This is a genomic window from Kurthia sp. Dielmo, assembly GCF_000307285.2.
GTDB classification, from domain to species: domain Bacteria; phylum Bacillota; class Bacilli; order Bacillales_A; family Planococcaceae; genus Kurthia; species Kurthia populi.
Map to the genome: position 1 here is coordinate 774,022 of NZ_HE578956.1, position 24,492 is coordinate 798,513.

General features: G+C 33.7%; 29 protein-coding genes. 19 read left to right on the top strand and 10 right to left on the bottom strand.

The window, feature by feature from the left end; genetic code table 11:
• Positions 1-37: 37 nt before the first annotated feature.
• Positions 38-424 (bottom strand): reverse transcriptase-like protein, encoded by a 387-nt coding sequence (locus tag KTHG_RS04110; RefSeq protein WP_020189659.1) that lies wholly within the window; start codon positions 422-424, stop codon positions 38-40.
• A gap of 90 nt (positions 425-514) precedes the next feature.
• Here KTHG_RS04110 and KTHG_RS04115 point away from each other — a divergent pair, with 90 nt between their 5' ends.
• The 3 genes from KTHG_RS04115 (at position 515) to KTHG_RS04125 (ending at position 3,773) form a co-directional block, all read left to right on the top strand.
• Positions 515-712 carry a zinc-finger domain-containing protein gene (locus tag KTHG_RS04115; RefSeq protein WP_370323607.1) on the top strand — a complete coding sequence of 66 codons (198 nt, stop codon included), beginning with the start codon at positions 515-517 and terminating at the stop codon, positions 710-712.
• Between the two features lie 172 nt (positions 713-884).
• Positions 885-2,246 carry an aspartate kinase gene (locus KTHG_RS04120; protein WP_020189661.1) on the top strand — a complete coding sequence of 454 codons (1,362 nt, stop codon included), beginning with the start codon at positions 885-887 and terminating at the stop codon, positions 2,244-2,246.
• A gap of 186 nt (positions 2,247-2,432) precedes the next feature.
• On the top strand, positions 2,433-3,773 hold the full coding sequence (locus KTHG_RS04125) for a hemolysin family protein (protein WP_020189662.1): 1,341 nt from the start codon (positions 2,433-2,435) through the stop codon (positions 3,771-3,773).
• Positions 3,774-3,824: 51 nt separating this feature from the next.
• Here the strand turns inward: KTHG_RS04125 and KTHG_RS04130 are convergent, their stop codons facing one another.
• Positions 3,825-4,025, bottom strand: coding sequence for a cold-shock protein (locus KTHG_RS04130; RefSeq protein WP_020189663.1), 201 nt, complete (start codon positions 4,023-4,025; stop codon positions 3,825-3,827).
• A 191-nt stretch (positions 4,026-4,216) separates the two neighbouring features.
• Between KTHG_RS04130 and KTHG_RS04135 the strand changes: the two genes are divergently transcribed.
• The 5 genes from KTHG_RS04135 to KTHG_RS04155 all read left to right on the top strand — a co-directional run bounded on the left by KTHG_RS04135 (position 4,217) and on the right by KTHG_RS04155 (position 10,113).
• On the top strand, positions 4,217-5,896 hold the full coding sequence (locus KTHG_RS04135) for a formate--tetrahydrofolate ligase (protein WP_020189664.1): 1,680 nt from the start codon (positions 4,217-4,219) through the stop codon (positions 5,894-5,896).
• Between the two features lie 147 nt (positions 5,897-6,043).
• Complete coding sequence (locus KTHG_RS04140; protein WP_020189665.1) at positions 6,044-6,673, top strand: HD domain-containing protein; 630 nt, start codon at positions 6,044-6,046, stop codon at positions 6,671-6,673.
• The gene (locus tag KTHG_RS04145; RefSeq protein ID WP_020189666.1) at positions 6,670-8,556 is read left to right on the top strand and encodes an ABC-F family ATP-binding cassette domain-containing protein; all 1,887 of its coding nucleotides are present in this window, start codon (positions 6,670-6,672) and stop codon (positions 8,554-8,556) included. Before KTHG_RS04140 ends, KTHG_RS04145 begins: the two co-directional genes overlap by 4 nt.
• A 15-nt stretch (positions 8,557-8,571) precedes the next feature.
• Entirely contained in the window at positions 8,572-9,690 is a 1,119-nt protein-coding gene (locus KTHG_RS04150; RefSeq protein ID WP_020189667.1) for a conserved virulence factor C family protein, read from the top strand.
• Positions 9,691-9,894: 204 nt separating this feature from the next.
• Entirely contained in the window at positions 9,895-10,113 is a 219-nt protein-coding gene (locus KTHG_RS04155; RefSeq protein ID WP_020189668.1) for a hypothetical protein, read from the top strand.
• 118 nt (positions 10,114-10,231) lie between these two features.
• On the opposite strand, the gene KTHG_RS04160 is transcribed toward KTHG_RS04155, so the two are convergent.
• On the bottom strand, positions 10,232-10,441 hold the full coding sequence (locus tag KTHG_RS04160) for a hypothetical protein (RefSeq protein WP_020189669.1): 210 nt from the start codon (positions 10,439-10,441) through the stop codon (positions 10,232-10,234).
• Positions 10,442-10,709: 268 nt separating this feature from the next.
• Between KTHG_RS04160 and KTHG_RS04165 the strand changes: the two genes are divergently transcribed.
• The 4 genes from KTHG_RS04165 (at position 10,710) to KTHG_RS04180 (ending at position 13,970) form a co-directional block, all read left to right on the top strand.
• Complete coding sequence (locus KTHG_RS04165; RefSeq protein WP_020189670.1) at positions 10,710-11,159, top strand: hypothetical protein; 450 nt, start codon at positions 10,710-10,712, stop codon at positions 11,157-11,159.
• 12 nt (positions 11,160-11,171) lie between these two features.
• Positions 11,172-11,735, top strand: a complete 564-nt coding sequence (locus KTHG_RS04170) for a GNAT family N-acetyltransferase (RefSeq protein ID WP_020189671.1) — start codon at positions 11,172-11,174, stop codon at positions 11,733-11,735.
• Between the two features lie 509 nt (positions 11,736-12,244).
• A complete protein-coding gene (locus tag KTHG_RS04175) occupies positions 12,245-12,619 on the top strand; it encodes a hypothetical protein (RefSeq protein WP_020189672.1) in 375 nt (124 codons plus the stop codon).
• 712 nt (positions 12,620-13,331) lie between these two features.
• The gene (locus KTHG_RS04180) at positions 13,332-13,970 is read left to right on the top strand and encodes an N-acetylmuramoyl-L-alanine amidase (protein WP_083851427.1); all 639 of its coding nucleotides are present in this window, start codon (positions 13,332-13,334) and stop codon (positions 13,968-13,970) included.
• A 344-nt stretch (positions 13,971-14,314) separates the two neighbouring features.
• Here KTHG_RS04180 and KTHG_RS04185 read toward each other — a convergent pair whose 3' ends face one another.
• From KTHG_RS04185 to KTHG_RS04220, 7 genes are all read right to left on the bottom strand, one after another.
• Positions 14,315-14,590 carry a hypothetical protein gene (locus KTHG_RS04185; RefSeq protein ID WP_020189674.1) on the bottom strand — a complete coding sequence of 92 codons (276 nt, stop codon included), beginning with the start codon at positions 14,588-14,590 and terminating at the stop codon, positions 14,315-14,317.
• Between the two features lie 563 nt (positions 14,591-15,153).
• Complete coding sequence (locus KTHG_RS04190; protein ID WP_020189675.1) at positions 15,154-16,299, bottom strand: tyrosine-type recombinase/integrase; 1,146 nt, start codon at positions 16,297-16,299, stop codon at positions 15,154-15,156.
• 61 nt (positions 16,300-16,360) lie between these two features.
• Positions 16,361-16,849, bottom strand: coding sequence for an ImmA/IrrE family metallo-endopeptidase (locus KTHG_RS04195; protein ID WP_020189676.1), 489 nt, complete (start codon positions 16,847-16,849; stop codon positions 16,361-16,363).
• 512 nt (positions 16,850-17,361) lie between these two features.
• Positions 17,362-18,324, bottom strand: a complete 963-nt coding sequence (locus KTHG_RS04205; RefSeq protein ID WP_020189678.1) for a hypothetical protein — start codon at positions 18,322-18,324, stop codon at positions 17,362-17,364.
• A gap of 28 nt (positions 18,325-18,352) precedes the next feature.
• Positions 18,353-19,594, bottom strand: coding sequence for a nucleoid-associated protein (locus tag KTHG_RS04210; protein WP_020189679.1), 1,242 nt, complete (start codon positions 19,592-19,594; stop codon positions 18,353-18,355).
• A gap of 156 nt (positions 19,595-19,750) precedes the next feature.
• Complete coding sequence (locus tag KTHG_RS04215) at positions 19,751-20,968, bottom strand: type I restriction endonuclease (protein ID WP_020189680.1); 1,218 nt, start codon at positions 20,966-20,968, stop codon at positions 19,751-19,753.
• Between the two features lie 85 nt (positions 20,969-21,053).
• Positions 21,054-21,407, bottom strand: a complete 354-nt coding sequence (locus KTHG_RS04220) for a helix-turn-helix domain-containing protein (RefSeq protein WP_020189681.1) — start codon at positions 21,405-21,407, stop codon at positions 21,054-21,056.
• A 162-nt stretch (positions 21,408-21,569) separates the two neighbouring features.
• Here KTHG_RS04220 and KTHG_RS04225 point away from each other — a divergent pair, with 162 nt between their 5' ends.
• The 7 genes from KTHG_RS04225 to KTHG_RS04255 form a co-directional block, all read left to right on the top strand.
• Positions 21,570-21,782, top strand: coding sequence for a helix-turn-helix domain-containing protein (locus tag KTHG_RS04225; protein ID WP_020189682.1), 213 nt, complete (start codon positions 21,570-21,572; stop codon positions 21,780-21,782).
• 23 nt (positions 21,783-21,805) lie between these two features.
• Positions 21,806-22,570, top strand: a complete 765-nt coding sequence (locus tag KTHG_RS04230) for a phage antirepressor (RefSeq protein ID WP_020189683.1) — start codon at positions 21,806-21,808, stop codon at positions 22,568-22,570.
• Positions 22,571-22,584: 14 nt separating this feature from the next.
• Complete coding sequence (locus tag KTHG_RS04235; protein WP_020189684.1) at positions 22,585-22,884, top strand: hypothetical protein; 300 nt, start codon at positions 22,585-22,587, stop codon at positions 22,882-22,884.
• Between the two features lie 88 nt (positions 22,885-22,972).
• Positions 22,973-23,488, top strand: coding sequence for a helix-turn-helix domain-containing protein (locus KTHG_RS04240; RefSeq protein ID WP_020189685.1), 516 nt, complete (start codon positions 22,973-22,975; stop codon positions 23,486-23,488).
• Between the two features lie 4 nt (positions 23,489-23,492).
• Positions 23,493-23,774, top strand: coding sequence for a hypothetical protein (locus KTHG_RS04245; protein WP_020189686.1), 282 nt, complete (start codon positions 23,493-23,495; stop codon positions 23,772-23,774).
• Entirely contained in the window at positions 23,746-23,973 is a 228-nt protein-coding gene (locus KTHG_RS04250; protein ID WP_020189687.1) for an ABC transporter ATP-binding protein, read from the top strand. The genes KTHG_RS04245 and KTHG_RS04250 overlap by 29 nt, the downstream gene beginning before the upstream one ends.
• Positions 23,974-24,021: 48 nt before the next feature.
• On the top strand, positions 24,022-24,492 hold a 471-nt coding region (locus tag KTHG_RS04255; protein ID WP_020189688.1), incomplete at its 3' end, for a phage replisome organizer N-terminal domain-containing protein.

Genomic DNA, 24,492 nt, shown 5'->3' on the forward strand with positions numbered 1-24,492 from the left:
TATGTGTGATTCCTGCTTTTTTATCTAGTTAGCATGTTTAGTTTTTATGAATTGCTTCGCGTGCGAGTGCATCAGCGGCTTTATTTTGTTCATCAGGGATCCACTGCACGAAAAATAAAGGAAAGGTATCGCTAATAGCTAGACCCGTTGCTAATAATTCTTTATAGGATTCTTTTTTAGCATACCGCTTTTCGATAGATGCCACGACAATTTTTGAATCGGAGCGTAGAGATACTATAGAAGGTGTTAATTTTTCGGCTTCTTTCATTGCACGGACAAATGCTTGAAACTCAGCATGGTGATTGTCCGTAACACCAATTGGCTCGCTTATTTTTAAAAGATGCCCCTCTCCTTTTATAAAAATACCAATGCCAGATGGCCCTGGGTTTCCAGCGCTTGCTGCATCAATATAAATTTCTAACATATAAACCCTACTTTCTGTGAAGAAATGATACTTGCATCATATCATAGGAGAGAGTAGAATATTACAATACTTGAAATTGAGGTGATCTCATTGTTGAATCAACAAAATATTATTAGTGAAATTGATGAAACGATGGAGAAATATTGTGATGATTGCTTTGTAAAACAGCAATTACGTAAAGATCGTGGCAAGCCTGGAGCTCATCAGTTTTGTATTGAATCTTGCACAGTAGGCGAGCAATTGCAATTCTTAGGACAAGAATTATTAAAAATGTACTCAAAAGAATAAGAATTAGAGCGTCTAGTCGGTAATTAGACGCTTTTATTACACCTTGTTGAAAATTCGGAATATTTTTGCAAGAATAATAAGGAAAATATATTGACTATTCTAACATCTGTTATGTACACTGATGGAAGACATATGTTTATTCTAAAAATACAGACGATAAGGATTTGATGACATGAAAGTATGTAAATTCGGTGGAACTTCCGTCGCAAGTGCGGAACAAGTAAAAAAAGTGGCAGCAATTGTTCAAAGTGATGAACAACGTCGCTTTGTTGTCGTATCAGCGCCTGGGAAACGCGATTCGGCAGATATTAAAGTGACGGATCTATTAATCGATTTGGCAAACGCTGTGATTGCTGGGGAAGAGATAGAAGATAAAATACAAGCGGTTGTAAAACGTTACGAAGAAAATGCGCAAGGTTTAGGGTTAGATAGAGAAATTTCAGATATTATCGAAGCGGATTTACGTACACGTTGTGAACAAGCAATTAAAGTATCTCCTGAGTATGTGTTAGATAGTTTAAAAGCAAGTGGGGAAGATAATAATGCAAAAATGATTGCTATGTATTTCAATAGCATTGGCATTGAAGCGCGTTATGTAAGTCCCAAAGAGGGTTTAGTTGTTAATGAACCACCTGCACGAACAATGGCACTGTCAGAAGCATATAATAATTTAAGCTCGTTAAAAGATTCAAATGAAATTATTGTTTTCCCAGGATTTTTTGGGTACACAGCACAAGGCGTATTGCGTACATTTGACCGTGGAGGTTCAGATATTACCGGTGCTATTTTAGCCGCTGCAGTAGGAGCAGATATCTATGAAAACTTTACGGATGTAGATTGCGTATTCAGTGCAAACCCGAAAGTAGTAAATAACCCAGCCGAAATTACCGAAATTACTTATCGTGAAATGCGTGAATTATCGTACGCGGGTTTCTCAGTGTTTCATGATGAAGCGTTAATGCCTGTATTTAAATTAAAAATCCCTGTAAACATCAAAAATACGAATAACCCAGCATCACCAGGAACACGTATCGTTTCAGAAAGTACAATAAATCGTCGTCCTGTAACAGGAATTTCTGCTGACGCAGGTTTCTCAATTTTATATGTAAGTAAATACTTAATGAACAGAGAAATCGGCTTTGGTCGTAAATTATTACAAATTTTAGAAGAAGAAAATATTTCATATGAACATACACCATCTGGATTGGATGATATCTCCGTTATTATTCGCAGCCATCAAGTAGATCCGGAAAAAGAACAGCGTATTGTGAAACGTGTATATGATGAATTACATGCAGATGATGTACATTTCCGTCACGGCTTCTCAATGATTGTTGTGGTAGGTGAAGGAATGAATAATAATACGGGGCTAGCTGCTCGTGCTGCAACAGCGATTTCTCGTACGGGTGCAAATATTGAAATGATTAACCAAGGTTCTTCGGAAGTATCTTTATCATTTGGTGTGAAACAACAATTTGAAGATGCCATTTTAAAAGCATTGTATGAAGAGTTTTTCCAACCAGTAAATGTTTAATTATGTGCTAAAAAGCTCCTCCTATATGTAGGAGCTTTTTTATTAAACAATAAGATATGACAGTGAAAATATTTCACTTTCCTATACATATAAATTGCATTTTAAGACTATTTTTGATTACATTAATAGTATTACATATTACAGGAGGTGAATTCTTTATCATCATTGAGGTGGTAAAGAACTTATTTGGACGGAGAGATAGTTTGGAATTTAGTATTGTTTGTAGTATTGATTGCTGCAACAGCCTTTTTCGTATCAACAGAATTTGCAATTGTAAAGGTACGTTCAACGCGAATTGATCAATTAGTTGCAGAAGGCAATAAACGTGCATTAAAAGCAAAGCAAGTCATTACGCATTTAGATGAATATTTATCGGCATGTCAGCTTGGTATTACAATTACTGCACTTGGTTTAGGATGGATTGGAGAACCAACAGTCGAAGAATTACTACATCCACTATTTGAAATGACAGGAATAGAAGGAAATCTAGCATCTGTTATATCCTTTATTGTTGCTTTTTCAATTGTGACATACTTGCATGTGGTAGTTGGTGAATTGGCGCCCAAAACATTAGCTATTCAAAAAGCAGAGGCTGTAACTTTAGCTTTTTCAGGTCCATTAATGATATTCTATAAAATTATGTATTTACCAATTAAGCTATTAAATGGATCTGCCCGGTTATTAACAAGTTTGTTTGGCCTGAAAATGATGTCTGAAAATGATGAGGTACATAGCGAAGAAGAATTACGTATGATTGTTGCAGATAGTTTTAAAGGCGGCGAAATCAATCCTTCTGAATTTAACTATGTGAATCGGATTTTTGAATTTGATGATCGGGTTGCCAAAGAAGTGATGGTACCACGTACTGAAATTGTTAGTTTCGATAAAGAGATGACATTGACAGAAGTATTTAGCTTAATGGATGTTGAACAATATACACGTTATCCAGTTATCGATGGTGATAAGGATCATGTGATTGGTTTTGTGAATATGAAACAATTACTAACCGAAATGATTCGTCATGAGGAAAGTGGTCAAAAAACGGTCGGTGAATTTGTACAACCAATTGTTCAAGTAATTGAGACCATTCCAATTGGTGATTTATTAATTAAATTCCAGACGAAGCGAATTCATATTGCTATTTTACTTGATGAATATGGTGGTACATCTGGTTTAGTGACAATTGAAGACATTATTGAAGAAATCGTTGGCGAAATTCGTGACGAATTTGATGCAGATGAACTTCCTGAAAAGCATGAATTCAATAAAAATCATTTTAATGTAAGTGGTAAATTATTATTAGATGAAGTGAATGATTTAACTGGTATGCAAATTGAAGCTGAAGATATTGATACAATTGGTGGTTGGTTTATGGCGCACCTAGGTGATGTGAAACAAGGGGATTTAATTGAAGAACAAGGTTTCCGTTTCACTGCGCTTGAAGTAAACAATCATCAAATTGTTCGCATTGATATTAAAAGATTACCAGAAGCACAAAAGAAAATAGAATTAGCTGAAGAGAAATAGCATAACAAAAGGACGAATCAATCAGATTCGTCCTTTTTATATTGTATGAAATTAAATGACAATTACATTAGCCGCTTGACTGCCACGGTTTCCTTCAACAACATCGAATTGAACACGTTGCCCATCTTCTAATGTACGAAAGCCTTCCGCTACAATTCCTGTGAAATGAACAAAGATGTCATCTCCTTGATCACACTCAATAAAGCCGTAACCCTTCACTGTATCGAACCATTTTACCGTACCTTGGTGCATGAGCGTTCCCTCCATATGTCGCCAAATTTCGATTAAAGGACATTCCTCTAATGAAACGACTATAGCATGAATTTCTTTTTATTGTCAATTAATAGCGTCATACGGCGATTCCATTGAAGTGAAAGGTATTTTGTAGTAATGTAAGGCTAGAAAGTTTCGAAACATTCAGATGAAAGAAAGAGGGATTATACATGTCAAATGTTACTACACCACTATCTGATTTAGAGATTGCTAATAAAGCAACAATGCAACCCATCGGTGATATCGCTAAGGCGGCTGGAATTCCAGAAGATGCGCTTGAGTTATATGGGAAATATAAAGCGAAAATCGATGTGACACAATTAAAAAATCAAACTGCAGATGCAAAAGTTGTATTAGTTACAGCAATCAATCCAACACCAGCTGGCGAAGGAAAATCTACAGTAACTGTAGGACTTGCAGATGCATTGCATCAACTAAACCAAAAAGTAGTAGTTGCTTTGCGTGAACCATCTTTAGGGCCGGTTATGGGAATTAAAGGTGGCGCAACAGGTGGCGGTTACGCACAAGTTGTACCAATGGATGAAATTAACTTGCATTTCACAGGAGATTTACATGCCATTACAACAGCAAATAATGCGCTTGCAGCATTAATTGATAATCATATCCATCGTGGAAATGAATTGAATATTGATCCTCGTCGCATTCTTTGGAAACGTGTATTAGATATGAATGATCGTTCATTACGAAACGTGATTGTTGGTTTGGGTGGTCCTGCACAGGGTGTTCCACGTGAAGATGGTTTTGATATTACGGTTGCTTCAGAGATTATGGCGATTTTCTGTCTAGCTACAGACTATGTAGATTTGAAAAAACGTTTAGGTGAGATTGTTATTGGTTACACATATGAAAGAGAACCTGTTTTTGTTCGCGATTTGAAAGTAGAAGGAGCATTAACTTTATTATTAAAAGATGCTTTTAAACCAAATTTAGTTCAAACATTAGAAGGCACACCTGCTATTATTCATGGTGGTCCATTTGCTAATATTGCGCACGGCTGTAACTCGGTACAAGCAACACAAACAGCACGTAAATTGGCGGATGTTGTTGTAACAGAAGCGGGCTTTGGTGCCGATTTAGGCGCTGAAAAATTCATGGATATTAAGGCAGTACAAGCTGGATTTAAACCAAATGCTGTGGTTATTGTTGCGACGGCACGTGCGCTGAAAATGCATGGTGGTGTCGATAAAAAAGAATTAAAAGTAGCGAACCCTGAAGCCATTACAGCGGGTATGCAAAATTTAGCGAAACATGTGGAAACTGTTCGTGCATTTGGCGTTGAACCGATTGTAGCGTTAAATCGTTTTATTACAGATACACAAGAAGAGCTAGATGTTATTTTAAACTGGGGTACAGAAAACGGTGTGAAAATCGCGTTAACAAATGTTTGGGAACAAGGTGGTGAAGGTGGTCTTGACTTAGCACAAGCTGTATTAGATGTTCTTGCAACAGATAATCACTTCAAACCAATTTATGATTTAGAAGACAGTGTTGAAAATAAAGTGCGTGCTATCGTTCAAAAAGTCTATGGTGGTGCCAATGTTACATTTGCAGAAACAGCTAAAAAACAATTAGCGGACATTGAACGTTTTGGATGGAGTAACTTGCCGATTTGTATGGCAAAAACACAATATTCGTTAACAGATCAACCTAAATTATTAGGTCGCCCAGAAGGATTTACGATTACAGTACGTGAAGTTATTCCAAAACTTGGCGCTAAATTCCTCGTTTGTTTAACCGGTGACATTATGACAATGCCTGGATTACCAAAAGAACCAGCTGCTCTTCGTATGGACATTGATGAAGACGGCAATGCTGTCGGTTTATTCTAAATAACAAATAGAAGCAATCGTCTTATTATGAGACGATTGCTTTTTTTATGAATGAATATATAAAAAAAGCAAAGATGCTTTAGCTATATGTAATCATACTCTATTTTAAACAGTTTCCATGTATAATGGTAGAGATGAGGTGAGAAGATGACAACTACTGAACAATGTAGCAAACTTGTAAAAGAAGTGTATGCTTCATTTGATGCGAGTCATGATTTTGAACATATACAGCGGGTGTTAGCGACTGCTCGTGCAATTGCAGAAACAGAACCAACTGCTAATGAAAAAATTATTGAATTAGCAGTTTTATTACATGATGTCAGTGATGCAAAATATGCAACATCTAAAGACATAGAAGCAACTATTTTGGCGCAACTATTATTATCAGATGATGAACAGCAACAAGTTAAAGAAACAATTGCGGCGGTTTCTTATCGTGGTGGATATGAGCTAGAAGCAACGACTATTGAAATGAAAATTGTTCGCGATGCTGACCGATTAGATGCATTAGGGGCAATTGGTATTGCACGTGCTTTTATATTCGGTGGTGCGCATGGAAGTTTGATTTATAATGATGATGAAGAGACGCATACATATGAATCTGAGGAAGCATATCGTGCAAAAGATAGCGCTGTTGTGACGCATTTTCACGAGAAACTATTAAAGTTAAAAGATTTAATGACGACAGCATATGGTAAAAAATTAGCGTCACAACGCCATAAATTTATGGTACAGTTTTTACAACAATTGAGCGCAGAAAGAGAAGGTAAAATATGAGTCACTTAATCGTATCAAATTTCACAAAAACAGTAGGGGATAAAACGCTGTTTAATAATATTGATTTAACATTGGTCGAAGGAGAACGTGCAGGGTTAATTGGTATTAACGGCACAGGGAAATCGACATTGATGGCTATCTTAGCAGGGGAATTAGAAACAGATGCTATTGATATTGACCATCCTAAAAATTATCGTATTGCATACCTCCCACAAAATCCAGTATTTGATACAAAATTAACCGTGCTACAAGCGGTATTTACAGGAGATTCCCCGGTTATTACATTAAATAAAGCCTATGAAGAAGCACTAGTAGCGTTAAATGCTGACCCGATGAATGAGCGTATACAACAACAATTATTTAAACTTCAGCAACGTATGGATGCAGAAAATGGCTGGGATATTAATGCGCTTGCAAAAACAGCCTTAACGAAACTCGGTATTAGCGATTACGAAGCATTAGTAGGCACATTATCAGGTGGACAACAAAAACGTGTTGCACTGGCGAAAACATTAATTGAACCAGCAGATTTATATTTATTTGATGAACCAACAAACCATTTAGATGTAGAATCAACAGAATGGCTAACGGATATGATTAATCGTTTGAAAGGTGCTGCAATTATTATTACGCATGATCGTTACTTCTTGGATAGTACATCAACACAAATTTTTGAATTAGCGAATCAAACATTATATAAACATAGTGGTAATTATGGTGCATATTTAGAAGCAAAAGCGATTCGTGAAGAAATGGACGCTGCGACAGATGCAAAAAATCGAAATCGTTATCGTTCGGAATTAAAATGGATTCGACGTGGTGCACAGGCACGTTCTACAAAACAAAAGGCACGTATTCAACGCTTTGAACAATTATCAGACACACTACAAAAAGATAATTCAAAAACGGATTTAGAAATGAACCTTGCGACAACACGTCTTGGTAAAAAAGTAATTGAAGGACAACAAGTGACAAAAGGCTTTGGTGAGAAGCATTTAATTCAATCATTTGATTTCTTATTACAACAAGGTGATCATATTGGGATTATTGGACCAAATGGTGCGGGGAAATCGACATTATTAAAAATGTTAGCTGGAGAAATCCTTCCTGACAGTGGTGAAATTGAAGTTGGTTCGACGGTTAAGGTCGCACACTTTACGCAGCATTTACCAGAGATGGATTCCAATCAACGTATGATTGAATACATTCGTGAAACGGCCAATGATATTAAAGATGCAAATGGCGAGCATTTTTCAGCAGCAGCAATGCTTGAACGGTTTTTATTCCCAATGCACTCACATGGCGCACAAATTGGAAAATTATCTGGTGGCGAGAAAAAACGACTCCACTTATTAAAATTATTAATGGAACAGCCGAATGTACTTTTACTAGATGAACCTACAAATGACTTAGATATCGAGACATTATCGGTTCTTGAAGATTTTATTGAGCATTTTGCAGGCGTTGTTGTGACGATTTCGCATGACCGATTTTTCCTAGACCGTATTGCTAAAAAATTATGGGTGTTAGATGGTCAAGGCGGATTAGAAGAATCATTAGATGTTTATACCGATTTTTTAGCAAAAAAACATGCTGAAAAACAACACGCCCCAAAAGAAGAAAAAGTTGAAAAAGTAAAAGAAAAACAACTTAAAACAGAAAAGAAAAAACTTAGCTTTAAAGAACAAAAAGAATGGAAAGACATTGAAAAAAATATTGAAAACGTTGAAAATGATATTATGGAACACGAAGAGCAAATTTCAAAAGCAGGTTCAGATTTCACTTTATTACAACGTTTAACGATTGAATTAGAAGAACTAAACGAGCAGTATGAGCATTTAAGTGAACGTTATGATTATCTAAATGATATAGTAAATGGATAAAAGGGGGATTTTTGAATGCATATCAAATCAATTGAACCGACACCAAGTCCAAATACAATGAAAGTTATTTTAGACCAAGAGTTACCATTTGGCACAGCGCATAATTACAATAAGACCACTGTTGAAACAGCACCTGAGATTATTCAGGAAATTATGAAAATCGACGGCGTAAAGGGCATTTATCATGTAGCTGATTTTCTAGCTGTAGAACGTATTGGTAAATTTGATTGGGAAACCATTTTAATAGCTGTTCGCCAAGTTTTTGGTGAAGAAGCAGAAGCTACCTCTACAAATGGCTCAGTAGATCATTTTGGTGAAGCCTACGTACATGTTCAAATGTTTAATGGTATCCCATTACAAGTAAAAGTCTTTGATAATATGGAAGAAAAACGTTTTGGCTTATCTAAACGTTTTGTTGATGCCTTTTCAGAAGCGATGAAAGATGACGAAAACTATATTATGCAACGTAAATGGGTTGATTACGGTGTTCGTTATGGCGACAAAGAAGAGGTAGGTATTTCGTTAGTACAAGAGCTAGAAGCTGCATTTCCAGATAATCGCATCGAGGAACTTGTTACAGCGAGCCGAGAAAATCGTACAGTTCCAACGAGAAAACGTAAAATCTCATTAGAGGAATTCCAAGTAGATGATTGGGAAAAACGTTTTCAATTACTTGATCAGATTCCTGATCCAGAACTAGATGATATTCCGTTATTAGAAGCTGCTTTAAGAGATGAAAAAATGTCGATTCGCCGTCTTGCAACCGTTTATTTTGGTATGATTGAAAATACAATTGTTGTACCTTATTTAATTGAAGCATTGAAAGACAAATCCGCCTCAGTTCGTCGTACAGCTGGTGATTGCATGAGTGATTTAAGTTTTGTAGAGTTCGAACCAGCGATGCAAGAAGCATTAACAGATAAAAATAAATTAGTTCGTTGGCGTGCAGCGATGTTCTTATATGAAACAGGTACAGAAGCTTCGCTACCTGCATTAGAAGAAGCCAGTAATGACAAAGAATTTGAGGTAAAACTACAAATTAAAATGGCAATCGAGCGTATTACGCAAGGCGAAGATGCAAAAGGCTCTATGTGGCGTCAAATGACCGAAATGCGTCAAAATAATAAAAAATAACAGCATCTATTAGTAAAGAGTAGAGTTATCATCTTAGTATGATAACTCTTTTTTTATGAGTAAATAATACCTTTTTTATGTTTTGAAAAATGAATATAAATAATTTTATATTTTGAATGAATAGTTAATTAGGCTTTGATTGACAGAGGAATAAATTCAGGTCTATAATAATGTAATATTGGAAGTATGCAACGAGGTGGAAAAATGATTTGCGGAACATGTGCCTGCAAAAAAGAAAAAATACTAACTTCAAAAATATATCTAACAATGAACGGAGAACTATTTGTTGGCGATATTCCAGCGACATTTTGTGAATGCGGTATCCATGTATCATATTCTGTAGAAATGGAGATTGAAGACTATATTAATGAAAAAAATAATACTGTGACAGGTATTGTACACCTTTCTTATAATGAACTATAAATCCTAATTTGTGCATCATACTAAAATAGCGACAATCCGTTTAATTGGATTGTCGCTATTTTAGTATGATGCAACATGAAGTAAAACGAATATGTAGTATAAGCTGCTACATTTACTTTTATTTAGAAGTGAAAAAGTCCTCAAATGGCGAATCGGACTTTATATAAGCTACGCGTTTATACATACAGTAAGCATTATAAGCCATTAATAGAGTGGCTAAAAATAAAAGAATTTGAATGAACAAGCTTGTAATCGGTGCAAACACTAACGTTAAAAATAAAGAAAACATAATTCCTATATAAAAAAATGCTGTGTTTTTATCCTTCATGACAATCATCCCCTTCTAATATCATAGTAATTTATAGACAGAAATGCTCTTTTTTAAACTTCCTTAAGAAAAAATACTAAAATCAAAGTAACGATTATAAATGTGAATAGGTTTTAATGCCTATTATTACAAGAAGTACCGAAAAATAAAATGATTATAGGGTGTGTTTTATTTTTTTTGAATAGGGAAAATAGTAAGGGGAAAGAATTGAAAGAAACATCACATTTTTTGTATGATAGACATAGAATTACAAAAAAGGAGTATACCGATGAATAGTGATTTAGAGGATTATTTGATAAAGGGCGATTTTGAACAAGCATTTCATATAGCACAAAAAATTTCATATGATGAATTAGAAAAGCAAATGTTATATTTGGCGTATGAAAATGAATCTATCGCCAATTATACATTCATCAACTTACTACTTATCGAATTGGAATCTTGGAAATTGCATGGAATTGCTTATAAATTACTGACAAGCAGTCTTAGTTTTATAGAAGGTGCGTACGTTTCGGCAGCGTACCATGCACGTAAAGCAATTGAAATTACAAGCTATCAGGAAATAGGTCCGTTAGAAGATTTATTATTTTTATATACAGAATCGCTTACACTCGTTTCACAACAGGAAGCACTACGTCTCGCGAAAGATATTCTAAATTTAGAGGAGGATCATAAGCTGGCGAAGCAGGTCATCGGGAAGCTCTCCAATGTAGAGTAGGGGGGAACTTCAATGATTAAAGTTTTTTTACAACCGCATGATATTTCATATGCTGCAGAACTAGCATCTATGATTGCTACACCATCTGTACAGTGTGCATTAGCACTAAAATCTGAAGATTGTACACCTCAAGCCATGATTCAGTTCATACGTACGATGCAACTTGAAGAAATGGAAGGTCATTTTTATTCACGTATGATTCGAGATGAACAACATCAATTAATAGGCGTTATCACATTAAAAAATATTGATGAAGTGACAAAGACATGTCATATGAGCACATGGATTGCAGAACCTTATTGGGGAAGAGGTTATAATTTCTTAGCGAAAGAACAAATATTGTATACAGCTTTTGCGCAATACGATTTGCAATATGTATTTGCAGGGGCTCGTTCAGAAAATTTGCGCTCACGTAAATCACAACGTAAATTACCATATATGACAATGAGGGTGGAAGAAGAATTTGCAAGTGAACATCGTAAATTAGAACGTTTAGAACAAACGCCATGCGTGCTTAATGTAATTAAACGTTTTGATTTTTTAAATTGGTATAATCATTATCGTATTGCGGGGTAACTGTCATGCATTTTGCATGGCTTTTTTAATTTGTAAATTCGAATAAGAGATGAGATTGGATGACTAGTTAAATTTATATATCAAAAGAAGTTGAATTATAGAATAAAATCGAATGAAAACGTGTATAAATGTTTATTTAGTAGGTTTTTTTATAAAGAATAAGCAACTTTTAAAATAAAAAACGTTAATTTAATAAAATTTTTTAGGTAAAATAGATTAATTTAGAAATGAGCTTATTTCAGTGTTTATAAAAAAACATTACGTTAATAAAGTAATTAACTCTTTTTTTGAGTGTTTTTTTGAATAAAAAGGATAAAAAATAGTTAATTTTACTTAAATATAAAAAATATTTTGTATAAATTTGTGAATGATATATCTAAAGTTGGAATTCTAATGATGAACACTGAATTTTTTTGATACTGGTTGCGTTATACTAAAAAACTATGATATTGTAGGGTACAAACGTGAAAGACTAGACAACTGAACACATTTTTGTTGGGGGAATTGAGATGCATTCTACAAAAGAATTATTAGAGAAACATAGAAAAAATAAACGTATTAAACGTTTTTCTAGCTTACGAGAAGTTCCAACACCAACAGTTAAAATTGGTGATCGCCAAGCTGTGACAGAGGAACTTCAAAAAGCATTAAACGTATTTGATAGCATGAAAGATAAAGAAGTCGCTCAACAATCAGAAATTGATTGTTTTGCAGATGCTATAGCAATTTATGAATTGTACATAAATCAAATGCTCGTTATTATGGATGATGGTGAAAACGCATGGAATTATTCTAATGCAGAAATTGAAGAGTTGGTAGAAAGTGTATCGCTACTTTATCGCCACTTTGATTCACTTGTTCGTAAGAAGTTATTCCAATGGTAAAAAATAAAAATTCGCGGATGATTTTCATTCGTGGATTTTTATTTTTTTAAAAGAGCTTTTTAAGCCTTTTTGCCGTACATAAGACAAGAATCGACAATTTGTATGAATTAGTGTCGAAAAGACGCTTAAAACGCCTAAAAATAAGCTTTAAACGTCTGTTACATAAAAATTATTATAAAGTGAAATATAGTACTCTTTTTTCAATAAATTTATATTTATAAGGAATAAATGGTATTTTTTATCTGCATATTAAAGGATAAAGATAATTTAGTGTTCATAATTATGTATATTAAATTCCTGTGAGGATTTTAAGAAAGTATTTAAAATTCGGGAAATAAAAAAATAAAAATGTCGAAAAAAGTCGTTTTGCTTATAAATAAATTTTTGAAAAGCAGTATCAAAAAAGTAGTATAACTTTGGTAATTTATGGCCAACACGATTCATAAGGCAAATCTATACTAGCTTCATCCAAAAAACTAATATGTGTGTAACGTAGCATATACGTGTGCAGCTGTTTTGTCAGTGAAATTTTTTCACGAATGCGACGTGTCGCTGTTTTTAAATAATCAACGACAGGCGCGTACCCATCAAATATTTTGAATAGTTACTCGAATTAATTGATAGGCTTGCGTATCTTTCTTTCATCATTCCATCAATATGACATTCAAACATTGCACATAGATGATGCAACAGGCCGTACAGATGTTGCTTTATGAACACGTGCAAAGTGAGCAAACAACTGGGGTGCCAATGTCTATCGTGCCATCACAATGCGGACACAAATATATGGTCTAATAAATGGGACGGTACAGAAACATTTAGTCTTTCAGCGTCTGCAACAAAAGCAACCAAACTTGCGAACATCGTGCATAAACGTTTAGTAAAGGCTACTGGACTACAAAATCGTGGTGCAAAACATGCGAATTACCAAGTGTTACGTGATACGTCAATGCCGGCTATTTTAACAGAAGGTGGCTTTATGGATTCAACAATTGATATTAAATATATGCGCAATTCAGCGTGGTTAGCATCGCAAGGCTACGCTATTGCAGATGGCATTGCGGAATATTTAGAGCTGAAAGTGATTGGTTCAACTACCGTCACACCGGCTGGCAACACAAATACAGAGAAGTATTACAAATCAAATGCGCCTAAAGGATTGTATCGTGTTATTAAAGAATGTGGCGAATACGATGGCGTTAAATTCAATGAGTCTAAACGTATTCAAACGCTTAAAGTGAGCACAGCGTTTACTGTCACAGAAAGTATTAAAGTAGAAAATGTGTACCGTTTAAAAACCAAATCTAAAACATATGTAACAGCTAAGAAGGAAAATGTAGAAAAAGTATAAAACAAAGCCCCTTATCTTTCATAATAATGTAGAAGATACAGGGGCTTTTTAATACAGATTATTAATTAGTTGAAGTTTTTTTTCGCTTTAAAAAATGAATAATTACACAAATAAATCCTACAATACTTAGAATCCCAAAAGATTCTGTAAAAGCACTTGATAATTTACTGCCTTCTACAAATACTCGTACTAGAAATAAAAGTACCGAACTAACGAATAATACAGTGATAATCGTGCTTAGAGACGTATTTAAGATAATCATAACTAATAAAAGTAAAATTGAGCTGATTCCTATGATATTTACTAGCATTTTATTCCTCCTATATAATTTAGTATACAGTTAATTAAAAAGCTAAAAATGTGATAGTTTTCGCCACAATAGTTGCTTGAGTTTTACTAAATCCTTGTGCTGTTAATTCTTTAATGATTTTAGCTTGAATATCTCCAGTAAAATGTTCAAAAGCTTCAACCACTGCTAAAAATTTAGCTTGAGAACCAAATTTATTTTTAATCGATTTTGGAAGACTGTTGTAAGCTACTTTTAAAGCTTTTAAACTCCATCCAATTTTCCAATGCTGTGGAACTGTTGGTTTCTCATGGACTTCATTAAATGTTTTCAATAAATTTAATTTTTCTATATCAGTATATTATAATGTGTTAAAAAAGAATAATTTGATATTTTATAAATTTTGAAATAGGAAAATATCAAATTTACCATTATAAATATTTAAGGTTTTTAAGTAGAAATAAAAAGACTACTCAATGGCAGCAGTTTATGTTGTTTAATTGATTGTAAAGATATAAAAACATTATTCTATTTTTACATATATAGATAAATGTATGAATGTCTTTTTATAGGTTAATTCAAATAAATGCAGTTATGTTAATGATTATAGAAATTTTATAAGTTATCTTTTCTCCCACAATATTCTTTAGTATCTGTGTGGACGATGCCTTTCTGCTAATACTTTTAATAAGGGAAATCATGCGTGATTGCATTTACCTTATAAAAATATAGAGTTCTAACGTGTTTTGTTCTGTAAAACTCGATATTCAGTCAAAAAATCTCACATATTTAAACAGAAACTTCAAACGACAATTAGAAACATTGATTTAACAATGTTTCTAATTGTAGCAAACTAACATCTATTTAACATAAATCTCACATTTTTTCTTAAATAAATTACACAAGTAAATTATTAAATCTTTGATGCATCTTCTCTTTGGCATTTTCTCTCATGCCTTTAGTGACATGCAAGTAGATGTCAGTCGTTGTTTTTGAGTTTTTATGGCCAACACGATTCATAATATATGGTAGATCTACACCAGCTTCAGCCAACAAACTAATATGTGTGTGACGCAGCATATACGTGTGCAGCTGTTTAGTCAGTGAAGTCTTTTCGCCAATGCGACGCGTCACCGTTCTTAAATAATCAACGGCAGGCGGGTACCCATCAGACATTCTGAATAGGTACTCGCTTTCTTTGTAATTACGCATCAATTGATAATCTTGCATATCTTTAATCATTTCAATGACAAAATGGTCTACATCTATCTGGCGAATGCTTGATAAAGTTTTAGGTGGTGTAAGTTCAAAATTATTTTTCACACCATTTTTACGCCATACTGTCTTATTTATATTAATTATATCTAATTCAAAATCTACATCTTTAGGTGATAATGCAATTGCCTCACCAGGGCGCATACCGGTAAATGTAATTAAATAAAGTATGGTTTTGATTACTGAGCTATTATAACTATTTAAAGCATCTAGGAAGCATTTTAATTCGTCGACGTTCAAATACTTCTTTTCGATAGTAGAACGCTCTACATCGACTATTTTTAGCTTTTTACGGGGTATAAAAGTTGAATCGGTTGGAACTTCGGTAATCAATCCAACTTTTTTCGCGTATGTGAAAATCATTTTGGCTACGCTATGAATTCCTTTTATGGAAGATTGGGCCACATTTCTTTCACTCAAAGCATTCAACATATTTTGTATGGTGATTGAAGTGATTTTTTTCACTTCAATATGAGCAATATGCTTATTTAAAACGCTGATGCAGTATTTTCGCTGCTCCAGTGTAGAGTCTTTAATACCTCGATGTTGATAATTTTCGAACCAAATCTGCGCAAGACCGTTAAAGGCAATGGAATCTTCTAATAAAAAATTACGCTCTAAACTCTTTACAGCCTCATTTACACGTTGTTCTGCAGCTTTTTTCGTTTTGGCGCTACGTGTAATTTGTTTTCTTCTTCCGGTGACGGGATGGCGAGGACCTTCACCAACACATACCCACACATCTTTTTCATTTCTTTTACAATGCATTTATGTTCACCTCTAATTAAAATTTATCATGTTAGATTACAGACGACGGTCTAATCCATTGTCAAAATGTATACATATGTGGCAACGAGTGATTATGTAAATGATTATTTATGTAGTGATCTAGTCGTTTACAAGCAAAGGTAAAACTCACTTTAAATGTTTCTTGTAGCAGTCTAACTGACGCAAAATAGTTATTCGGTAAATCCATTTCTTTTAGCATGAAGGTGGGGACAGCTGCGTGGAGCGCAAAATTATTGGCCTTCCGTTCCTGATATTCAACGAAACTGGAAGGCAGCTGTGTCTGGTCACCAGCATGCAAAAGAAGATGACAAAGCTCATGACAAAATGTTTCCCATTCAAAATTGGACAACATTGTTATATCCAAAAATATAAATCCTTTATTGTTTGTGATTGTTGCTTGGCTTTTTTCATCCCAATAATAAAGACCTATACTCAATTTCTCTGCAATGTTGGTACTTACTAACTGCTCTGTCGTATGTATATCAATAGTTTTATATAATTTACTTATAAAATCCTCTAAGTGGTTCATTAGTTACATCTCCTGTACAAACATATGTTCTTTTCAGTATATAAGAAAACCCCGCTAAATGGAAGCAGGGTAGGTTTAATAAGTTGAATAAATAATTAATATGAATAAATAAATATAAACAGCTAAAGCCATGAATCCAAATGCTAGGTGAGATAAAATAATTAAATTTGTTAAAGAATGAATGTTTTTTTTAACTAATAAATCTACATCTTCTTTTGCGATGTCAGCTTTAGAAGACAAAAAAGAGAAATTCTTATTTAGAATATGCATTTGTTCTAATAAACTGAGTTTATGTTTATATTCCTTATAACCGAAGAAAATCCAAGTAAACACTAAAAATATAAGAATTGAAGAAATGATGAAAATATTTTGAGTTATACTCATATCCATACGGACCTTAAATAATATATGAGTTAGTATAGCTGCTAAAATAACTAATATATTTTTATTTAAGTTACTCTGCATAGCATCAATATGTTTAGATATATTATTAGAAAATTGTAGATATTCTTTTAGAAGCTCTTTTTTTCTTTTAAAAATACAGCTACCTCTCCTGTTTCAAAAGTATCAAAAAGAAAAGTGGTGTCATTATATACTTTTTCAAAAAATGCTGTATCCATATCTTCTAAATTTAAATTAGCATCTTGAACTTTATCTTCACATATAGATTTTCTTAAAAATGTTTTCTTTTGATCGGCTGTAACTTCAGATTGATTGATATACTTAGTAATTTTAATTAATGACTGGAAATGTGCTAGCATTTTATCTTTAGCATAATAATTACTTACATTAATTATTAGGTTGAATTTTCCTTTGAAATAAAATTTGCTAGAATTTGATTCGTTAGCTAAGGATTGTAAAAAAGATTTTATTATAGGCAAAATATCAAGTGAATTAAATATACCTTCACTTAATATATTAGGTATAGTACCTAGCACTAGTTTAGATTCTTTATTTTTGTTTATGAAATTTAAAGTTTTTTCATCAATCAATTGAGCATTAAAATTCTCAGGTGATTTGTCTAAAAACTCAAAAATAGAGGATTTATTGCCTTTTTGATTCACGATGCCATTTTTGAAAGTAATAATTGTTATTTTTTTCGTTAAATTTATTAGAGTATTTAATTTTTTTTTAAGTAAGTGATTTAAAAATTCTACTTGACCAGAGTTAGTATATAAATGAATAGGCTCTGATAAGAAGAATTTCTTTATAACTCTAAATTCGAACGAAGAGAAATCATCACGTGATGAACAAAGATGCTGAAAATCAGCTTTATTGCCAATTTCAATATCATTACAAAAAATTGTAGATTTTTTGGATAATAATTCATCTAATATATTTGAACTTCTCAATTCTAAAGGAGATATTTTAAATTCTATAATGTAGTCTACTTTGAAAGGAGAAGAATTTGAAATGGAAATTTTTTCTTTTATATTCAAATTATATTCATCAAACATCACATAAATTTTTTCCATTAAATCTTCCTCCTTTCAAAAAAACTTTTTATAAATCATATTTTTCTAAAATGCTATTTATTTCTTCAATATTCAGTAAATCTTTAGAGATAGCTATTAACATTTTATCATTAAAGTCAATATCTTCAATAGCGTCTTCTGTAATATTTAGCTCTACTTCTTTACAAACTAAATATTTTTTTGCAATAGAAAGACGCATTAATTTTCCTGAACTCTCCAAATCAGAAATATTTATCTTTTCAATTTCTATTGTTTCAATCTGAAATTCGGCGCAAGCAGATGAATTTTGGTTTAACATTTCATTAAATACATTATTACTAATAGTAGTAACATCTTGATTGGAATTTTCTAATAATTTTTTGTTAATTAATGGAGAATTATTTACTACCATTTTTACTAATTCTGAAACAGATGTATGGGAGCCGTAACTTATATTTTCATATAAATAATTTGAAATAGCTTTATCTGTATAATCTTCTTTAAGGTAAGGAGAAAGTTGAAGATTAATTTGCGTAATAGCCGATTTAGTATTTTCTTTATTACCATTTATAATTGAATTATCTAAAAATCCCTTCATGAAATATTTTGAAATAGTACTATCGTTTCTGTCTAAAAATCTTGTATGAAAAGCAGTTGTATCTTCCCTATAATTATCGCTAACAGGAAATTCTTCTAGTTTTGTTTTAAGAATTATTGCACCTTTTTGTAGCGCAGTTTGTTTATCTGGAAGTAAATCTAGTTGTTCTGTTAGTTTTTCTTCGCTATATCTAACTCCAAACACACGTTCCATTTTCATGATTGCAATTAATTCTCCATGTTCCAGATGTTCACATTGAATAATCACGAATAAAAAATTCTTTTGAGCTTTTCTTCCAATATTATGGAGTAATTGTTTAGAGATAATATTGGTAAAGTGTAGGAATTTCTTATCTTCCTCAGAAATATTATTTTCAGTCTCATTATCGACTTGTATAGCTTCATTTCCTTCAACATTCAATAAATTATTAAATGCATGTAAAATAGTAGATGTAGTGTTATTAAAACGGCCAGCTCGAGCAGTTTCATGTCCGTAAATATTATCAATGTGTTTGCCGAAAAAGCTGTGAATACGTAATGTAAGATTATTACCGTGTATTATAGGACCTCTGGTAAATGTTTCATCTTGTGGGTAAAACTCGTCAATAATCAATTTTTGAATCTTAACAGAACTGTTGTGAACACTATTATTTTGTGTGATTTGTAAATTGTCATTTTCAATATTAGCAACCATATATAAACCCTCATTTATTTAATTTATTTAATACTTATAGAATAAATTCTAGAAAAATAATCTTTAAATATTAGTATTTATATATTTTCCTGTTATTTTTCGAAATCCTATAAAATTTACACTTTTATCATAAAGTGTGGAGGACGGGGCTATCGGTTAAAAAAACTTCCCAGCTTCCTCAAATGTTGACATCAAGTTTGGCACATCCTTGAATGATAGGTTGTACAAGCTACTTTTCAAGAAGTAAGTTGGCTCGTTGCTAGTGCGGTTTGTACGTGAGCTTAGGCGCGCATTAATAAATCCTGTTTCTTTTACGACAGGGTTTTCGTCTAAGAATTTAGCGATTTCATTTGATTTTACAGTATACAATTTAATGTCCTCGCCTTGGTTGACGTACTGGCCAACTAAATAGCCGAATGTTGTAGATCCTTGCGCAACGACTGATGAAATGAAGAAGTCACTTAATGGATTTCCTTTTTCCACCGAATAGTTTTCTTCTGATGTTTTCATTAAAGTCTTGTAAGCTGCTGCTTGTGGGAACACCACTGTTACACCTTCAAAATCTTCGAACGTATTAAGCGAATTAATTTCTTCTTGTGTATAGTAAATTTTCTTTTCTTCTACAACAGCAGTAGTTACTCCAACTGCAACAGGCTCCGCAGTAGGTTGTGTTACATCAATATTGAACTTCTCACTGATAACCTCGGAAATCGCCTCATGAATACTCTTTTGGATGATAGGGCGTGACGTATTAATGAACTGCTGCGTCACTTTAAATTTAAAGCGCTCTTTAATGACGAATTTAATAAAATCATCGCTTGGCGTATCAAAAATTTCTTTAATGACTGATTTAAAAGATTGGAAATAAATCAGTGATTCTGCCAGCGTTTTGATTGTTTCTTCATCGTATAAATTTTTCGAGAATTTAATAAGATGTTCGAAATCTTCTTCCGTATAACTCGTAATATTAAAAATAAAGAATGGTTTAGCGTCCATAATATTAGCATTATTCAAGTCGGTAAAGAAATGATACTCAATACCATTCGTTAAAATTCCTAATTTAACGCTAGGAAATGTACTGAAATAGCGACTTAATTGAGGCGCATTTTTAACGATTTTAGTGTGAATTGATTTGGCTTCTACAAAAATACGCGGTTGGCCGTTTAGTGAAATGGCATAATCCACTTTTTCGTTTTTCTTATGGAAGTCTGCTGTAAATTCAGGAGTGACTTCTTTCGGGCTATATGTATCAAAACCTAGACCATTCAGGAAAGGTAAGATTAAAAATTGTTTTGTCGATTCTTCATTTTTTATAAGTTCACTATTTTCTGATACTACTTTATTTAACATTTCTAACGTTTCTTTTAAGTTCATTTTCCAATCCTCCCTAAAAATATAAATTTAATAATTAATTTTTCCTATAATCATTTTAAAAAAAGAAGCACATAATTGTGCCGCTTTAAATTTCCCCGTTATCTTTCAAAATTTCCCACATCTTACGCAGCTTACGTAAATCCTCTTCTTTAGATTCTGGAAGTTCTTTATACCATTTTTCTAAAGTTGGATCATTAGCAAAAGCTTCAAATTCTTTTTCCTTATTTTGTGAATCTAGTTTTGCCGAACGACCTAATAGAAAATCTGTGGTGGTGTCAAGAACGTTAGCTAGTTTTACAATTTCTTCATCCTTTGCAGGACGTTCTCCAGATTCTATACGATTCATTACACTAGTATTTAAGCCGACCCTTTTAGCTAGTTCGCGTTGTGTCCAGCCTTTGCGCTCGCGTAAGTAAATGATGTTGTCACCAATATTCATGTGATCATCACTCCTTATTTCATTAGTTTTAGTTTACCATTTTTCTATTTTGGAAATATATAAATTGCTAAAATAGAAAAAATAATGCTTGAATTTCTGTTTTAGCAATGATAATATGAATTCAGATAGTTGCTAAAACAGCAACGGAGAGAGGTGGGAAGATTGTTAGAATTAAATTTGAAATCTATAAAAAAACAAAGAATCGAACAGAAAAAAACATTACAGGACCTTGCAAATGCTTTAGATTATAAGAGTGCATCAACATATATGAAGCATGAAAAAGGTGACCATGCTTTTAAAGCAAATCAACTGCCTATGTTAGCGTTCGTTTTAAACTGTTCAATTATGGACTTTTTTTCGGAAAAAGATTGCTAAAATAGAAATTTTGGAGGTATTTTATGAATCAATTAGAAATCTATGAATTTGAAAATAATCAAGTAAGAACTGTATTGATTAATGATGAACCATTTTTTGTGGCAAAAGATGTTGCGGAAACACTGGGTTATACAAATTCACGTAAAGCAGTGCAAGACCATGTAGATGAAGAAGATAAGGGAGTAACGAAATGTGACACCCTTGGCGGTAAGCAAACATTCACAGTTATCAATGAATCAGGAGTGTATTCATTAATATTTGGCTCCAAACTACCATCAGCAAAAGCATTTAAACGTTGGGTGACAAGTGAAGTCTTACCTAATATTCGTAAAATGGGAGCACATCTAACTCCTGACACAATCGAAAAAGTACTCACTGATCCAGACACAATCATTCAAATTGCTACGCAGCTGAAAGAGGAACGTGCAAAGCGTATGCAAGCAGAGGTCGTTATTGAGCAGCAAAAACCAAAAGTTTTCTTTGCAGATGCAGTCGAAGCAAGTAATTCGTCAATTTTGATTGGTCAGCTTGCAAAAGTAATTACACAGAATGGCTTGCACATCGGGCAAAATAATTTATTTAAATGGCTTCGTGATCATGGTTATTTAGACAAAAAAGGCGCGCACTACAACGAACCAACTCAATACGCAGTCGAAAGAGGTTGGTTTGAGGTTGTAGAGCGCACCGTACCAAAGCCAGATGGCAGTGTGCGTATTACACGCACGACTAAAGTTACTGGCAAAGGGCAAATTTATTTCATTAATAAGTTGCTTACACAAGCAATGTAGAAAGGAATGGTTACATGTTTAAAGTCGAATTTGATGAAGAAGTATTGCGCAAAATCGTTCGTGAAGAAGTGCAACAAGCTGTCAAAGAGCATGTCAAAACAATTGAACTGCCGCCATTACTGACACGCACTCAACTTATGGATTTATTGCATATTCGTCCAACAAAAACATCGGAATTACTTGCACGTGCAGATTTCCCTGTACTACGTGAAGCAGGGGGTGTACTGATTCCAACACAAGCTCTATTTACATGGATTGAAAGTCATACAGAGTGGGTTCAATCCAATACGCAGTATTATCGCTCTGTAATTTAATTTTAATGCTAAATATCCATTAAATTGGTCTATTTAGCGACTTTTAACACAGCAAATGTGCTGAAAAATAGAATGGGAGGCGTTAAATGTGAAAAAAGATAAAGTTTCAAGCGCAATGAAAGAAATGCGCGGAGGATTACATCAGCAAAAATTTGCAGATGAACTCAACGTATCACGAGAAAGTATTTCAAAATATGAAAATGGCCGTTCTAAGGTGCCAGCTGATATTAGTCGTGAACTTACAAAAAAATATAATCAACCACAATTTGCTGTCACGATAGCACAGCAATATACGGGGACCGGACCTATTTGGTTGGATGGTCCAAATGTGGACTTGCACCGATCTAGCGTAAAAGAAAAAACGTTAGAGGAATTGGAAGAAGCGATTCATAAGTTGCGCAGTACGAGTCTAGCGAAGCCGTTAGTCAACTTAACACCGTATGAGCTACAGTCGGTGCGAGACGCCTTAGAAGAACTGGTGGAGGCGCAAACCGCGATGGCACATTTGGTAGCGGTTGTATGTATGGAAACAGGTATTAGCTATACCGATGTATGGGCGCAGCATTATCGCTCTCTGCAAAGCTCCGGCTACGTGGAGGTTTAAGCAGATGACTCAATATTATCGCACAGAAGATGCGCCAGAAGCTTTAGAGCTGACGTATCACATTGAACAGTTGCAAGAAAAGTTACTCGGTGCTGTACGTCGCAGTGATATGGCAGCATCACAAGAAATTATGGCACAGCAAAATGAAGCCATTGCAGAGCTTGTGCGCCTTCAAAAAGTATATCAGCAACATAAACGCTTAGTCTCTATTGTGAAGCGTATGAGTGAGCTAGGCGTTGAAATGGAGGTGGTAATTCGTGAAACACGTACACGCGCTCTTCTTTGATGAAGAATCAACGGTAGGGGAAATGGTGCAGTTTTATGGCGAGGTTGTTTTAATGGCTGCAGTCGGGCTTGGCACATTGTCAATTGTGTCACCAGACATGATGAAATTAACGCTCATTTGTCTCGTATTATTGTTCATCGCCGTATGGATCATTGGAAAAAAGGCAAAAAAAGAAGACACTCAACTTAAAAAAAGTTAAATGTCTAACACACACACTCATTATAGCACGAAGTAGGGAGATTTAAAAATGTCAGAGATAACATGGGTCAAACTCAAAACAGATATGTTTGAGAATGACAAAATTAAACTTATCGAAGCTTTACCAGCAGCTGATACAATCATCGTCATTTGGGTGAAACTATTGGCTGCTGCAGGTAAGGCCAATCAAAATGGATTTATCATGCTAACAGAAAATATACCAATGAACACCGAAGAAATGGCAACCATTTTCAACCGCGATATTAATACGGTCCGCCTAGCGCTACAAACGTTTCAACGCTATGGAATGATTGAGTTGGATGGCGATGCAGTGCGCATTAAGAACTGGGGAATCCATCAAAATATTGATGGAATGGACCGAGTAAGACTACAAAATCGTGAGCGAAAAAGAAGGCAACGTGAGAAAGAAAAGCTAATTAAATTAGGTCCCGTTCCGTCACGTGACTGTCACGCAACAGATATAGATAAAGAATTAGATATAGATAAAGAAAAAGAAAGA